Consider the following 15,431-nt stretch of genomic DNA (forward strand, 5'->3'; position numbering starts at 1 on the left):
ACATAGCCTCGATACCCATCAATATTTGCATCCTTCAGTGGGACATCACACCATCCTATGCCAGTAAAAGTCCCGCCAATGGGATAGAGCTCATCTTCAAGTCTAAAAGGGTGATCTGCATAACAGTATACGAGAAGGGGACGGCTCTCTCCTGAAAGGAAAAGGCAATAGCAATGAACAATACTTCCATCCCTTTGTTTTGCAACAAAGGTTAACTCCAACTCAGCCTCTCGGGGAGTCCCATTGTCGTCTATCGTAACTGACCAACGCTCTCCTACCTTTTTGTTGGGAGAATGAAACAGGTTACGGACTGCCTTCTCTCCCTCATCTTGGCCCCAAATATCTCCATTGGGCTGGACATATAGATAGGAAGTAAAGACGGATACTACTTGTTTGAGATAGTTGTATCGCGTGCGTACAACCGTTTTCTTGATCTCTGTATCCAAGGTTTCTTCTGCGGTCACCTCATTGACTATAACGCCAATGCAACGCTCTGCTTTGTTCATGTCATTGTCAGGAGGGCCAATCATCCAGCCAGCACTTTCCTGATTGTAATACCACTTTCCTCCCACAGGGAGAAGATCTTGTGTGGCCTCTTCTGTCTGCGCTTGCAACCTCAGCCCAAACCCAAATGCAAACAACAAAAACACCAACAATGTAATTTTCCTCATTGTCCTACCCTATTTATTAGTTTGATAACAGTATTCAAAAAGGTCTCTTAAGTCAAGGAGCAAGCAAAGGGCTGAAGAGAAAGCAAGAATCCAGACTACAATGGGATAAAAGAACGGAGAATGAACAAGATTTCAATCAGTGTAGAACGTTTTCTAGCAAACTCCACTCTCTTTCTCTGTCAGCTACACAAAGCTAATTATTTTTTTACTCAATAAAGAAACCCTATCTCCACGAAAAGCTCTCCTTGGGATTAGAGCGACATGCTCTGAAAAGCTTAGGTGCTTTCCGTCAAAAGCAATAAAGCTTTTCGGAGAAAGCTTAGGAGGAATTCTTACCCCTCTCAAAACGCCTTATTCATCGAGGTTCTGGGAGAGGCCTTTTTGGAGAAGAAAATTGCGAACAGAAAAGACTCAGAAAGCCAATAAAAAAGCAGAGGAAAGCTCCATCCCAACGATGGTAAACAATACACTTACAATCTGACCACAAGATATACTAACACCTTTCGCAAAACAACTGTCAAGCATAATAGACAAAGCCTTGCATTAACCTCATTATGTATCTTTGCCACATCAATAAAAACAACAGACACATAAAAATGGAAAAGATAAACTTCGTCGAAGAACTCCGCTGGCGTGGCATGATACACGATATGATGCCCGGTACAGAGGAAGAACTGAGCAAGGAGCTTTGCTCCGCCTATGTAGGCATAGACCCTACAGCCGACTCCTTACATATCGGTCATTTGGTATCGGTGATGATGCTGAGACATTTGCAACGTGCCGGACACAGACCTATCGCCCTGATAGGAGGTGCCACCGGAATGATCGGAGACCCGTCGATGAAATCGCAAGAGCGCAATCTGCTTGACGAAGAAACGTTGAGACATAACCAGGAGGCTATCCGCAAGCAACTCGGTAAATTCCTCGACTTCGACACCAAAGCTGAAAATGCAGCTGTGTTGGTTAATAATTACGATTGGATGAAAGATTATGGCTTTTTAGCTTTCATCCGCGACATCGGCAAACACATCACAGTGAATTATATGATGGCCAAAGACTCTGTAAAGAAACGCCTGGCAGCCAATACGCAATCGGGACTGTCCTTCACCGAGTTTAGCTATCAATTACTGCAAGGGTACGACTTCCTTTATCTCTACCGTCACTACAACTGTCGCCTACAAATGGGTGGGTCGGATCAATGGGGAAACATCACCACCGGTACCGAACTAATCCGCCGCATAGAAGGAGGAGAGGCTTATGCTCTCACCTGCCCTCTCATCACCAAAGCCGATGGTGGCAAATTCGGAAAGACGGAGAGTGGCAATATCTGGCTGGATAGAGAGCGTACTTCTCCCTACAAATTCTATCAATTCTGGCTCAATGTAGGTGACGAAGATGCAGTGAAATACCTCAAGATATTCACCAATCTCAGTCGCCAAGAGATTGAAGAGCTGGCAGCCGAACAGACTGCAGCCCCTCACTTACGTCCTGCTCAGCGCAAATTGGCCGAAGAGCTGACCGTGATGGTACACAGTCGTGAAGACTACGAAATGGCTGTCGAAGCATCCGAAATTCTCTTTGGCCGAAGCACCAAGGAACAGCTTACACATTTGGATGAAAATACTCTTCTGGAGATATTCGAAGGGGTACCTCATTTTGAGTTCGATGCAAAGACGCTCACAGAAGGAGTTAAGGCAATCGATCTGCTCACAGACATAGCTGCCATATTCCCTTCCAAAGGCGAAATGCGTAAGACAACACAAAACGGTGGAGTGAGCCTGAACAAGGAAAAGTTGAGCTCGCACGAAGATCTCATACGAACAGAAAACCTTTTGGCCGGTCGTTACCTCATCGCCCAAAAAGGAAAGAAGAACTACTATTTGCTGATAGCTCGCTAAATGTCTTTCTTGCGCCATCTGCTCCCTTTGTGCTTACTGCTCAGTCTCCTTGGAGTGCAGACACAGCATCTCGATGCACAGGATTACTACTTGGCAGCCACCCGGGAGCCGGCTCTTGATTCGATACAGCCATACAAACTTGGTCTGAGCTGGCAAGCAGAGAGTTTTTTCCGAAACAACGAGTACAACTCATCCCTTTTCACCGGTTATACTCTGCCGGGCTATCGACTGTCGGCAACCTTTGACTATCGGGTAGATGCTCTCCATGGTGCACGACTTTCCGTAGGAGCCTACTCTCTCCAGTACTGGGGTGCCAGTCGCTATCCGGCAGCATCTGCATACCGGGACATCGGTTATTGGAGTGACCTTAAATCAAGACGAGGGATCAGGGTGCTGCCTTTCGTTCGAGCTGAGATCAAACCGGGACCTCGTTCAATCCTTGTTTTGGGAAGCATATATGGAGGAGCTTCACATCGGCTCATCGAACCACTCTACAATCCGGAGCTCAACCTCACCGCTGATCCTGAAAATGGGTTACAGTATCGATACCAAGGAGACCGGCTGACAACCGACCTTTGGATAGACTGGCAAAGCTTCATATACAAGCGCGATGATCATCAAGAAGCCTTTGCTGCCGGGATGCATACCAAATGGATTATAGCTGGTGAGTTGGAACAAAAGCTCTGGCAGATGAACCTTTCCCTGCAGGGCACAGCAGTACATCGAGGCGGAGAATACAACCTCACACAGAATGATACTGTACATACCTGGCTCAATGGTGCTGCTGGTCTCGAAGCCCTTTGGTTGCTACCAACATCCAAACGCAATGTGCTGTCAGCTTCGGTCTACGCTTTAGGCTATTCACAACGCAGTCGCCATTACCCATTAGACAAAGGGTTCGGCACCTTTGTCGATGTGCATATCAGTGGCTCTCATCTGGATGCGGGTGCCAGCTATTGGCAAGCACGGGACTGGGTAGCTCCCTTAGGGCTCCCGTTTGCCAATGGGCTGAACCACAAAGGCGAGCCTCTCCCTCACGGACGCTCCTCTTATCTCAAAGGGTATGCCGATCTACACTATAAGTGGAAACACGATCTGTCTTTTGGTCTAAGTGCTGCTGTTTGGTACCATCCTCTGGCTCCTCAGTCGGGTATCAGTCACTATTTAGGCCTCTACTTAGCCATAAAACCTTCTGTTATATTCATCAGATAGACCCTACCTTAGGGTTTTGTATACCTTTGCAGCAAATATCGATTTGCTCAATTATCAGATTTAACCCAACAAATTAGATATGATGCAACGTTTGGAAACTATCGCTGCGCTGCGTGCCGCCGTGGCTGATTTGCGTGCCGGAGGCCGCACCGTAGGATTGGTACCGACAATGGGGGCCCTGCACGAGGGGCATATGAGCCTTGTTGGCAAAGCTCGTGGCCATGCCGATGTGGTTGTTGTAAGTGCCTTCGTCAATCCGACACAGTTCAATGACGCTCATGACTATGAGACCTATCCCCGTACACCGGAAGCAGACGCCCAAATGCTCGAAACTGCCGGTGTAGATATTCTCTTTACTCCCGCTGAAACAGAGGTATATCCCGAACCGGATACAAGAGTTTTCGATCTGGGCAGTGTGGCAGATGTAATGGAGGGACCTCGACGTCCCGGCCACTTCAATGGTGTATGCCAAATCGTCTCGAAACTTTTCGACTATGTACAGCCGGATTATGCTTTCTTTGGAGAAAAAGACTTCCAGCAGATCGCTGTAATCAGAAGAATGTTAGAGATCACCGGACAAAAAGTAGAGATCGTGCCCTGCCCTATTGTGCGAGAAGACGATGGGTTGGCCAAAAGCAGTCGCAATGTACGTCTCTCCGCACAACAACGCTCCATAGCTCCCCAAATACACAGCATCATGGATCGGTCAAAAGCTCTCAAAGCCGACATGCTCCCGACTGATGTACGAGACTTAGTGGTAAGCCAAATAAATACGCAGCCCGACCTAAAGGTAGAATACTACGACATCGTTGACGGACGCACCTTACTACCGATAGCCCGTTGGAGCGATACTGATGATCCGGTAGGCTGTATTACAGTCTACTGTGGTGAAGTGCGACTGATAGACAACATACATTATTGATATAACAACATTGCTGACCCTGCATCTACCCGATAAGTTCCGCATGAGGGCCAGATTTAGACTTGGCCTGTGCTTTGCCTTGCTTATACTGGCAGGGTGTCGGGTTCGCATAGCGAAAGAAAACCAGACAACGGACAGTGTAGAGATTGTTTCCGTCAATCCTATACCAAAGCTAGAACCACACCTACCAATAGAACCTCTCATACAACAACGGCAAATGAGAGCTGTATGGATCGCTACCATATATGGCTTGGATTGGCCAAAGCAAGTTGCTCGGAATGCGAAAGAGGAGGAACAACAAAGGCAAGAATTTTGCGAAAAACTCGACAGACTAAGTAAACAAGGATTCAATACCGTATTCCTACAAGTCAGACACCGCGGTGATGTGATCTACCCCTCCCAGTATGAACCTTTTGCCACTGCTTTTAGTGGAAAGCGGAAAGCCATGGGCTATGATCCTTTGAGCTTTGCCATAGAGGAATGTCACCGCCGAGGTTTGCAAATTCACGCTTGGATGACAACTTTCCCCCTTGGAAAGGGCAGGCTGAGCCAGTATCCTCCTCGCAGTATCCATCCCGATTGGTGCATCAAACACCGTGGAGAATGGCAGTTGGACCCCGGAAAACCCGAGGTGAGAAATTACATAGCCGATTTGGTAAGTGAGTTAGTGAGACTCTATCCCGGATTAGATGGCGTGCATCTGGACTATGTACGCTATCCCGATTTTGCCGATAGCTTCGCCGACGGAGCCTCTTACAAACGCTACGGACAGGGAAAAAATAAAGCCGAATGGAGACGAGAGAATATCTCCCTCCTATTAGAGCTTGTCTACCATGCAGCTCAGGCCGATACCGGACCAAGACTGCTTAGCTGTGCTACTTTGGGGCGATTAAGACGCCTGCCTCAGTACCCTACAATCGGCTGGACTGCTTATGAAGATGTCTATCAAGATCCTGTGGATTGGGCTAAAAGGGGAGTTGTAGATTTCATCGTACCGATGATGTACTACAAGGGGAATTATTTTGATCCTTTCCTGATCGACTGGAAGAAACAAATTCCCAATCTGACCATTATCCCCGGCTTGGGCCTATACCGCTTGGCTGAGCCGAAGTCGACATGGACAGCACAGGAAATAGATTGGCAAATGGAATTGGCTAAATCTCTCAATCTGCCGGGAATTTGCTTCTATCGGGAACAGCAACTCACTCTCAACAAAGAGATAGAAGAGGTTATACTCAAACATTTCTCCGAGCCAGGTATGCCTCTACTCTTTCCTCACAAGGCGCAAAAGCCTTCTTAGGCAAAGACGTGTCGGATTACATTGGCAAAAACATCTCGATCCTCCCCCCTTGTACACCTACCTCCATATTCCTTTCTGCCCCAGTCGCTGTATATATTGTGACTTCTATAGCCAGACAAAGAGAAGATTGATTCCTGAGTATGTCAAAGCTCTGATGCACGAGATTCGCTACCGTCACGAAAAGCAAACAGATCTCTCCACTCTGCAAAGTATCTATTTCGGAGGAGGGACTCCCTCGCAGTTGCAACCCGAACACATAGCACGATTGATAGATTTACTTGAGGATGTCTACGGGATAGAGGAGAAGGCGGAAATCACACTCGAAGCCAACCCAGAAGATTTGACAGCAGAATATGTAGAGCAAATAGCAGCTTTACCAATCAATCGTATCTCAATGGGGATCCAATCATGGCAGGATAAAGACTTGCATTTTTTACGCAGAAGACACACAGCAAAGTCAGCTGAATCGGCAGTCAAGCGTTGTCAGGATGCAGGCTTAGACAATATCAGTCTAGACCTCATCTATGGTCTGCCACAGCAAACCCTCCCTCTGTGGCAAAAAAACCTACAGCAGACAATCGCACTACATCCTCGGCATATCTCAGCCTATCATCTTATATATGAGGAAGGGACTCCCCTCTATCATCTCTTATCTACAAAGCAAATCTCAGAAATAGACGAAGAATTGAGCTTGGATCTTTTTTCTTGCCTCATCGACACATTGTCCGAAGCCGGATATGAGCAGTACGAGATCTCCAATTTTGCTCAAAAAGGATACCGAGCAGTACACAACTCAGCTTACTGGCAGGGTAAACCTTACATGGGCTTCGGCCCGGCTGCTCATTCCTATGATGGCAGGACCTGTCGCAGGGCAAACACTCCGGATTTGGATCTCTATCTACATGCAACAAATAGAGGTGAAGACTCACCACACACGGACGAACTACTCAGTCCAACAGATCTCATCAACGAAGCTGTCTTATGTGGGTTACGCACAGTAGAAGGTCTTATGCAGAGCTCCTTTGTAGAACGATTTGGAAAAACTTGTTGGCAACAAATCAGAAAGAAAGCCCTACCCTACCTACAGAAAGGCTTACTTGAGGAAAACTCCCAGGGAATAAAACTTTCTCGAGAGGGAATCTTCCTATCCGACACTATAATGAGCGATCTTTTCTGCTGATCAGCCCTCGCCCCCACTACCGAATAATTGGTATTTTCTATTACCCGGTAGCGAACATATCGCTTGCATTATAGTCACAAATAACTATTTTTGCAGCATAAGAACGTATTCACATACGAAACACAACCTCGTCTGCCTTTCAAGCAAGAACAATAACCATTAAAAGCAATAAGTATATGTCTATCAAAGGAACTCAAACAGAACAAAATCTACTCAAATCTTTTGCCGGAGAATCACAAGCTCGCTCTCGCTATACTTTCTTTGCCAGTGTTGCAAAGAAGGAAGGTTATGAACAAATCGCTGCTATCTTCATGGAAACAGCCGAGCAGGAAAAAGAACACGCTAAACGCTTCTTCAAATTTCTCGAAGGAGGTATGGTGGAAATCACAGCCTGCTATCCTGCCGGGGTGATTGGAACAACAGCCGAGAACCTTGCTGCAGCTGCAGCCGGTGAAAATGAGGAATGGACAGAGCTCTATCCCGAATTTGCTCGCATTGCCGAGGAAGAAGGTTTTAAGGATATTGCAAATGCGTTCAAACAAATCGCCAAAGTAGAGGAGCAACACGAGCTTCGCTACCGGACTTTGCTGGAGAGAGTTCAAAACAACACAATCTTCTCTCGCGAAGAAGCCATTCGCTGGCAGTGCCGCAACTGTGGCTATGTAGTAGAGAGCAAACAAGCTCCAGCCAAATGTCCAGCTTGTCTGCATCCGCAAGCCTACTTTGAGCCGATGCACCAAAATTTCTAAAGCAACAGCTCTCCCAAGTATAATAGAGACCGTGTAGCGAATTGTCAATGCAGTTCGCTACACGGTCTTTTGTTGTATAAAGAAAGATTTCATAGTCATAAAAGGTCTCCATAGGAACATGTACTGCACGAGCTCTCCAAGGGCTGTTGTGGCAATTTTTTACCGGACTTTGCTGGATGAGGCAATCTATAGCTTTGAGACTTAAAGTGTTTGAGTATTATCTCGACTTCAATATCGATAATAGTGCAGTAACTGGCATATTACACAATGGTTTGAAATAGATTAACTTTGCGGTGTGTACATAATAAACACAGTGAAAAACAAAAACCAATGAAATATTCTCGCTCTCTCATTTTTTTTACCCTTTTGCTTTCCCACATCGGGATTGCAAGTGCAGTACTCCCAGATAGTATTCCACAAGTACGCAATATAATCTTAATGGTTCCGGATGGTTGCTCTTTGGCTTCCTATTCGTTAGCTCGTTGGTACCAGAGATACAAGGAGCCAAACAAACAGCACCTCAATATAGACCCATATATCAAAGGTACAGTGTTGACCTACTGCTCCGATGCTCCCATTGGAGATTCGGCTCCCACGACCTCCTGCTATGTAAGTGGTATCCCATCCAAAGCAAATTACATAGCTACTTATCCAAAAAGCGAAGGAAAAAATGACCTGATCTCTCTGGATGCAAACAAGGCTTTCAGCCCTCTCACCACAATTCTAGAAGCCGGAAAGATCATGTTGGGAAAGCGAAGCGGACTGGTCTTTACCTGCGAATTTACTCATGCAACTCCGGCTGACTGCTCAGCACATACAGCTAACCGCAAACGCTATGAAATGATAGCTCCTCAAATGGTGCATCAGAATATAGATGTAGTAATAGGGGGAGGGACATATATGCTATCCAAAGGGTTGAAAGAAGAATTACGCAATAGAGGCTATGAACTACTACTCGATGATCTGGAAGGCTTTCGTCGTAGCTCCGGACATAAATTGTGGTCCCTTTTTGGAGATATCAGTATTCCATACGATTTTGACCGCGATACTACCCGGTATCCGTCCCTCGCAGAAATGACAGCTTCGGCCATCAGTCGTCTCGATGATCCCGGTCATTCGGGCTTCTTTTTGATGGTAGAAGGCTCCAAAGTAGACTGGGCAGCCCATGCCAATGATCCAGTAGGGATCGTAAGCGAATTACTTGCTTTTGATAAAGCCTGTGGTGTAGCCTTGGATTTTGCCAAACGAGATGGACAGACAGCTGTTGTTATCCTTTCCGACCATGGAAATAGTGGTATCAGCATTGGCAGAGCTAATCTTGGAAAAGGCCAAAAAATTAGCTTAGAAAAACTTATCGGGCAATTGGCCCGGCACAAGTATACCGCAGATGGCTTGGCAAATATCCTTTCCTCTCATTCCTATGCAGAAGTAGATAGCCTTCTCTGGGATGCTTCAGGCATTCGTCTCAATGCAGAAGAGCGTGAAGCTCTCATTCATTGCCCTGACTATGAGGCCGGACCTCTGAGAAAGGAAGAGCGCAAACCTGTGGCAGACAACCCTCTTTCCTCTGAAACTCTTTTTAGCTATTGCTGCAAACTTCTTGCCAAGTACAGTCCCGTTGGTTTTACCACGCATGGCCATACAGCAGAAGATGTGTTGCTCTGTGTCTATCATCCTCAAGGAGCCGAACCTTCCGGGATGTTGTTCAATACGGAATTGGCATCTTACCTCGGTGCTTTATGGGGGCTCAAAGCTCCATACTCTGAATTGGGAGAGCAAATCTTCGCAGCACATACAACCGTCTTCGCTGGTATGAAAGTAAATATCCAACCCGCTAAACGTAGCTATAAGGAGATTCGTCACAAACAAGACTTCCATGAATTGGACTTGTCGGATTTCGCCCCTATCCTGACTGTGACACACAAGGGAAAAAAACTTTCTATCAAGCCATACACAGATTATGTCGATCTCAATGGCAAACGCCACAGACTACACTCGGTAATTGTCTATGCTCCGGAGAATAATACTTTCTACCTACCTCGTAGTCTGCGCTATCTCCTAACAAGCAAATAGGCTAAATCCACTACCTTTGTGTGCGATTTAGCAGGCTATCCCGGTCGCTGTCGATACAAAAGCACAGAAAAAGACAAACCAAAGACAATGTTGCAGGATAAGATAAAACAGATAAGAAAAGAGATAGAAAACTTGGTTGCTTCCAAGGCAACCGATGCCGAAGAATTGCGTCTCAAATACCTCTCAAAAAAGGGAGTTATCAGTAATTTATTTGCTGAGTTTAGAGATGTAAGTCCAGAGGAGAAACGAGCAGTCGGAGTCGAACTGAATGCTATCAAAACTTTGGCTACAGAAAAGATCCGTGCTTTGGTGGACTCTTTTCGCGACAAACAGGAAGAAGAAATATCAGAAGACCTCAGTCGCACAGCCTATCCTTCTCCCCTGGGTAGCCGACACCCCCTCTCTTTAGTGAAACAGGAGATATGCCGCATCTTCTCCCGTCTGGGTTTCAGCATTGCCGAAGGTCCTGAAATAGAAGATGATTGGCACGTTTTTTCTGCCCTAAACTTTGCCGATGACCACCCTGCTCGCGATATGCAAGATACTTTCTTTATCGCACACAAGCCCGATATATTACTACGAACCCATACCTCATCGGTGCAAGCTCGGGTAATGGAGAACACGCAACCCCCTATCCGCATTATTTGCCCCGGTCGAGTTTATCGCAATGAAGCCATATCGGCCAGAGCTCACTGTTTCTTCCACCAATTGGAAGCACTCTACATTGACAAAAATGTCAGCTTTGCCGACCTCAGACAAGTCTTGCTACACTTTGCTCAGCAAATGTTCGGAGCAGACACGCAAATAAGACTCCGCCCCTCATACTTTCCATTTACCGAGCCATCGGCAGAAATGGACATCAGCTGCTGCCTTTGCAAAGGCAAGGGTTGCACCTTGTGCAAAGGGACAGGTTGGGTAGAGATCCTCGGCTGTGGCATGGTCGATCCGGCTGTATTGGAAAGCTGTGGAATAAGTAGCAAAAAATATAGTGGCTATGCACTCGGCATGGGGATAGAGCGTATTGCCAACCTCAAATACAGAGTGGACGATTTGCGTCTGTTCAGCACCAACGACACGAGATTTCTTGAGCAGTTTAAGCCCGTACACTGATCTGCTCCCATACAGACGTCTTGCTCTGAGCTGATATTCAGATTTCCTTTATGACTAAAAAAGAACGATATGCAGCAGTGGTGGCCTATTTCTCCGAGTCGATGCCTGTGGCGGAAACGGAGTTGAGTTATGGTTCTCCGTATGAGCTATTGGTGGCCGTAATCCTCTCAGCTCAGTGTACGGACAAGCGTGTGAATATGGTCACTCCGGCTCTTTTCCTTGCTTTCCCAACTGTGCAAGACATGGCTAAAGCAAAGGTGGAGGAAGTCCTGCCATACATCCGTTCGGTCAGCTACCCCAATAACAAAGCTAAGCACCTGGTTGGTATGGCACGCCGTGTCGTAGAACAATTTGGAGGAGAAGTTCCAGCCGAAAGAAAAGATCTGATCACACTGCCAGGAGTAGGGCGTAAGACGGCAAATGTAATTTGTGCCGTGATCTACAACCAACCTACCATGGCTGTGGATACCCACGTATACAGAGTTTCAAAGCGTATCGGTCTGGCCCCGTCTTCGGCAAAAACGCCACTGCAAGTAGAGACAGAGTTGGTAAAGCATATTGCCGCAGACATCATCCCCAAAGCCCATCATTGGTTAATCCTGCATGGGCGATATGTGTGCACAGCTCGCAAGCCCAAATGTGACTCTTGCGGTTTGACTGAAGTGTGCCGTTATCACAGGACTCTTTCCGGGCGTAGAAAAGAACAAGAGGCATCCCTGTAAAGACCTCTTGGTAAGAGAGAATTTTATCCAAATAGAGAATAATCACCCTCTGAATCTCTGAGAGTTTCCCCTTCCTTTAGAGCTCTCCTGCGAAAGCAATAGCCATACGAATTCCTCTCGTATGGAGCAAACTTCCCCTTTTGATTTCACAATCCAAGATGATCGACATAGCGAATGTCGCATTGTGTAGATGACCTAATTCCACATCGATAGCTAAACAGGGCCTGTGAAAAGGAATTAGAGTATCAAGACCGTGCAGCGGTCTCTTATTTTGCTACCTTTGTAGCAAGGGTTGGGCCGAAAGGCTTTTCTGTACCATCGCAGGCTTGAGATGGGCCGGTTCTTCCCTCGCACATATGGGTGTGGAATGCAAAATATCGAGCATATAGAAACAATCAGTATAACCAACCAAAAACAAACAGATCAATGATCAAAGTAGGTATCAATGGGTTCGGCCGTATAGGTCGTCTCGTATTCCGTGCAGCTCAAAAGAGATCGGATATCAAGATCGTAGCGATCAACGACTTGCAGGAAGTGGACTATCTGGCGTACATGCTTAGATACGATAGCGTGCATGGCAAGTTCGATGGTACGGTAGAAGTTCGGGATGGCAAACTCGTGGTAAACGGCAACGAAATCCGTGTGACAGCAGAGAAAGACCCTGCTAACTTGAAATGGGATGAAGTTGGAGCAGAGTATGTGGTAGAATCCACCGGTCTCTTCCTTACCAAAGAAAAGAGTGAAGCACACCTGCAAGCCGGGGCCAAGTATGTGGTAATGTCTGCCCCTTCTAAAGACGAAACACCTATGTTTGTTTGCGGAGTAAACTTCGACAAATACCAAAAAGGAACACAAATCGTATCCAATGCCAGCTGCACAACCAACTGTCTGGCTCCCGTAGCCAAGGTGCTCCATGACAAATGGGGTATTAAGGACGGTCTGATGACAACGGTACATGCTACCACCGCTACACAGAAGACCGTAGACGGACCTTCTGCCAAAGACTGGCGTGGGGGACGTGCTGCCGGTGGTAATATCATCCCATCGAGCACCGGTGCAGCCAAAGCGGTAGGTCGGGTAATTCCTGAGCTGAACAAGAAGCTCACCGGAATGAGTTTCCGAGTACCCACATTGGATGTATCTGTGGTAGACCTCACAGTAAATCTGGCTAAGCCAGCTAAATACGAAGAGATCTGCGCCGAAATGAAAAAGGCTTCCGAAACCTACCTGAAGGGAATCCTCGGCTACACAGAAGAAGCCGTTGTATCTTCCGACTTCATCGGAGAAGAAAATACTTCCGTATTTGATGCGACAGCTGGTATCGCCCTGACCGATACCTTCGTTAAGGTCGTTTCTTGGTACGACAACGAGTGGGGATACAGCAACAAAGTTTGCGAATTGCTTCTCCATATGGCTAAGGTCAATGCCTAAATAAAAGCTTTTGCCAAGTCCTCTCAAGGCTTGGTATAAGACATACAAAGCCCGGTTTTCCGAATAGGAGAACCGGGCTTTTGTATTCTAATTCTCTACCTTTGCACCCATGGATAGTACAAGACAAAGTAAAATAAGCCGTCTGATACAGAAGGAACTGAGTGAGATATTTCGTTTGCAAACCAAGGCATTGCCGGGAGTTATCGTTTCGGTAACCTCTGTGCGTGTAAGTGCCGACCTAAGCATTGCCCGAGCAAACCTCTCAATCTTCCCTTCCGATCGAGCCGAAGAACTACTAAAAAACATTCGTAGCCAAGCCTCACAAGTCCGTTTTGAATTAGGACAACGTACCCGTATGCAACTCAGACGAATACCAGAATTGCATTTCTACATAGACGATTCTCTGGACTATATAGAGCGCATCGATGAGCTACTCAAGAAGTAGAGTTCGTAACCAAGCCTAAGAGCCTCATGAAGCTCCCACTATTTTTTGCCGGGCACTACCTTTTCAGTCGAAAGAGCCTGAATGCCGTAAATATTGTATCGGCGATTTCGGCTGTGGCCGTGGCTGTGGTATCCATGGCTCTGCTATTGGCTCTCTCCATATATAATGGCTATGAACAACTGATCCTCTCCCAAACATCCGGTCTGGATCCAGATCTTTTGGTCGAACGTGTAGACAAACAGAGTTTCGAGCTCCCCCCTTCTCTTAAAGAAAAGATAACAGCTGTCGAAGGAGTGGAAACAGCCGCAGGGATGATCTCTCAAACAGGACTTTTGCGATGCAAGCAAAGACAGACACCGGCCACAGTGATAGGTGTTGAACCTCTTTTCAGCACAATAACCGACATAGATCAGTTTATCTCGGATGGAGAGTTTCAACTAATACGGTCGGATAGCTCGGCTTACTACAACATAGGAAGTGCTCTGGCTTGGGAGCTGGACGCCCTTGTCGGATCAGATACTATTGACATCTATTTTCCTAAGCGGATTGGCCTGATCAATCCTTTACTACCTGCTTCGATGCTTCGCATGGATTATGGTACAGTTGCGTCCATCATTCAACCTGGACAAGCCGGATACGATGAAGTGGCTTTCATTCCTATAGACCAACTACGCTATCTGCTTCAATATACGGACAACGAGGTAACAGCCATAGGAATAAAACTACAACCCGAAGCTAATACTCAAAAGGTGAGCAAGCTATTGGAAAACCTACTGGGGAGCTCCTACAAGGCAAAAAATAGAGAAGCTCAATATCCAGAAATATCACGTTTGGTTGCAATGGAGAAGTGGATTACTTTCCTCATACTCCTTTTTATCCTAATTCTTGCTCTCTTCAATGTTATTAGCAGCTTAGCCATGTTGCTTTTAGAGAAGAAAAAGGACATTGTCATTTTGCGAGCTTTGGGGATGCGAATGCAGGATATTCAACGCATATTTGTGAGCGAGGGGGTACTGGTAACTCTTTTAGGAGCCCTCCCGGGCTTGTTCCTTGGAGCCGTATTGGCTTTCCTGCAGCAGGAATACGGTATTGTAGAAATCGGCAGCTCTACAGAGATGGGCATACCAGCTTATCCCGTAGAACTTCATTTAAGTGACTTTTTGATGAGTCTGATTGTAATATCCTCATTGGGCTGGATCTGTGCCCATTACGCAGTACGTATGTTTTTACGTCGCTATCGCTAAATTCTTACGTTGCTATCACTAAAGAGCAATCTCTTTTTTCCTTCCCCTCTTATCTTCTCACCTCTCTGACACTTTTTCTCTCGCAATTCAATTCCAGCAGAAAACAGAGAATACTCCCTCTCTCTCATTTTGGAGTGCCGAATATGATAAACGGAGTAGGGAGTAAAGAATCAAAGCAATAAACGGAGTAGAGCAATAAAGATCAGCATGTAATAGAAAGAGAGGGTTAGAAGTTGGGGTATATAGCGGGAGGAATAGATAAGGAAATAGTTAGAGCAATTGTTTGTAGTAGCATTCAGGCTGTGTTTTCTCTACCTCTTGCTTTCCTTCGCTCTTGAGGAAAGAAGAGAAGCAAGAGAAAGAGGTTAGAGAGGAAAGAGAGAGGAAAGAGAGAGAATAAAACAGCGGGAACAGCGCGGGCGCGGTCTAAAAAAGAATAGCGGGTAACAAGTCTTACAACTCATCACCCGCTAT

Annotated in this window: 13 protein-coding genes; 12 read left to right on the top strand and 1 reads right to left on the bottom strand. The window is 46.3% G+C overall.

Annotated features, from left to right (window positions below):
• On the bottom strand, positions 1 to 671 hold a 671-nt coding region (locus tag B5D48_RS08790; RefSeq protein ID WP_200805336.1), incomplete at its 3' end, for a hypothetical protein.
• A 605-nt stretch (positions 672 to 1,276) separates the two neighbouring features.
• On the opposite strand from B5D48_RS08790, the gene tyrS reads away from it, so the two are divergent.
• The 12 genes from tyrS to B5D48_RS08850 all read left to right on the top strand — a co-directional run bounded on the left by tyrS (position 1,277) and on the right by B5D48_RS08850 (position 14,957).
• A complete protein-coding gene (tyrS, locus tag B5D48_RS08795; RefSeq protein ID WP_036888252.1) occupies positions 1,277 to 2,569 on the top strand; it encodes a tyrosine--tRNA ligase in 1,293 nt (430 codons plus the stop codon).
• Positions 2,570 to 3,781 (top strand): LpxZ family protein, encoded by a 1,212-nt coding sequence (locus B5D48_RS08800; RefSeq protein WP_023937814.1) that lies wholly within the window; start codon positions 2,570 to 2,572, stop codon positions 3,779 to 3,781. It abuts the gene before it with no gap.
• A gap of 82 nt (positions 3,782 to 3,863) precedes the next feature.
• A complete protein-coding gene (gene panC, locus B5D48_RS08805; protein WP_042120339.1) occupies positions 3,864 to 4,703 on the top strand; it encodes a pantoate--beta-alanine ligase in 840 nt (279 codons plus the stop codon).
• Between the two features lie 10 nt (positions 4,704 to 4,713).
• A complete protein-coding gene (locus B5D48_RS08810) occupies positions 4,714 to 6,003 on the top strand; it encodes a glycoside hydrolase family 10-like protein (protein ID WP_023937812.1) in 1,290 nt (429 codons plus the stop codon).
• A gap of 49 nt (positions 6,004 to 6,052) precedes the next feature.
• The gene (hemW, locus tag B5D48_RS08815) at positions 6,053 to 7,183 is read left to right on the top strand and encodes a radical SAM family heme chaperone HemW (RefSeq protein ID WP_042120334.1); all 1,131 of its coding nucleotides are present in this window, start codon (positions 6,053 to 6,055) and stop codon (positions 7,181 to 7,183) included.
• Between the two features lie 176 nt (positions 7,184 to 7,359).
• Positions 7,360 to 7,932 carry a rubrerythrin gene (rbr, locus tag B5D48_RS08820; protein ID WP_023937807.1) on the top strand — a complete coding sequence of 191 codons (573 nt, stop codon included), beginning with the start codon at positions 7,360 to 7,362 and terminating at the stop codon, positions 7,930 to 7,932.
• Positions 7,933 to 8,262: 330 nt separating this feature from the next.
• The gene (locus B5D48_RS08825; RefSeq protein ID WP_023937806.1) at positions 8,263 to 10,005 is read left to right on the top strand and encodes an alkaline phosphatase; all 1,743 of its coding nucleotides are present in this window, start codon (positions 8,263 to 8,265) and stop codon (positions 10,003 to 10,005) included.
• A gap of 90 nt (positions 10,006 to 10,095) precedes the next feature.
• On the top strand, positions 10,096 to 11,115 hold the full coding sequence (pheS, locus tag B5D48_RS08830) for a phenylalanine--tRNA ligase subunit alpha (protein ID WP_111759371.1): 1,020 nt from the start codon (positions 10,096 to 10,098) through the stop codon (positions 11,113 to 11,115).
• A 50-nt stretch (positions 11,116 to 11,165) separates the two neighbouring features.
• Entirely contained in the window at positions 11,166 to 11,837 is a 672-nt protein-coding gene (nth, locus tag B5D48_RS08835) for an endonuclease III (RefSeq protein WP_023937804.1), read from the top strand.
• Between the two features lie 426 nt (positions 11,838 to 12,263).
• Positions 12,264 to 13,268 (top strand): type I glyceraldehyde-3-phosphate dehydrogenase, encoded by a 1,005-nt coding sequence (gap, locus tag B5D48_RS08840; protein WP_023937800.1) that lies wholly within the window; start codon positions 12,264 to 12,266, stop codon positions 13,266 to 13,268.
• A 109-nt stretch (positions 13,269 to 13,377) separates the two neighbouring features.
• Entirely contained in the window at positions 13,378 to 13,713 is a 336-nt protein-coding gene (gene rbfA / locus B5D48_RS08845) for a 30S ribosome-binding factor RbfA (protein WP_023937799.1), read from the top strand.
• A 26-nt stretch (positions 13,714 to 13,739) separates the two neighbouring features.
• Positions 13,740 to 14,957 carry an ABC transporter permease gene (locus tag B5D48_RS08850; protein WP_023937798.1) on the top strand — a complete coding sequence of 406 codons (1,218 nt, stop codon included), beginning with the start codon at positions 13,740 to 13,742 and terminating at the stop codon, positions 14,955 to 14,957.
• Positions 14,958 to 15,431: the final 474 nt, after the last annotated feature.

Origin of the sequence: Porphyromonas crevioricanis (assembly GCF_900167225.1) — a bacterium.
GTDB classification, from domain to species: Bacteria; Bacteroidota; Bacteroidia; order Bacteroidales; family Porphyromonadaceae; genus Porphyromonas; species Porphyromonas crevioricanis.

Coding starts and splice junctions, on each gene's coding strand:
- B5D48_RS08800 (WP_023937814.1), top strand. CDS start 2,570: ATGTCTTTCTTGCGCCATCTGCTCCCTTTGTGCTTACTGCTCAGTCTC.
- panC (WP_042120339.1), top strand. CDS start 3,864: ATGCAACGTTTGGAAACTATCGCTGCGCTGCGTGCCGCCGTGGCTGAT.
- rbr (WP_023937807.1), top strand. CDS start 7,360: ATGTCTATCAAAGGAACTCAAACAGAACAAAATCTACTCAAATCTTTT.
- B5D48_RS08825 (WP_023937806.1), top strand. CDS start 8,263: ATGAAATATTCTCGCTCTCTCATTTTTTTTACCCTTTTGCTTTCCCAC.
- nth (WP_023937804.1), top strand. CDS start 11,166: ATGACTAAAAAAGAACGATATGCAGCAGTGGTGGCCTATTTCTCCGAG.
- gap (WP_023937800.1), top strand. CDS start 12,264: ATGATCAAAGTAGGTATCAATGGGTTCGGCCGTATAGGTCGTCTCGTA.
- rbfA (WP_023937799.1), top strand. CDS start 13,378: ATGGATAGTACAAGACAAAGTAAAATAAGCCGTCTGATACAGAAGGAA.
- B5D48_RS08850 (WP_023937798.1), top strand. CDS start 13,740: ATGAAGCTCCCACTATTTTTTGCCGGGCACTACCTTTTCAGTCGAAAG.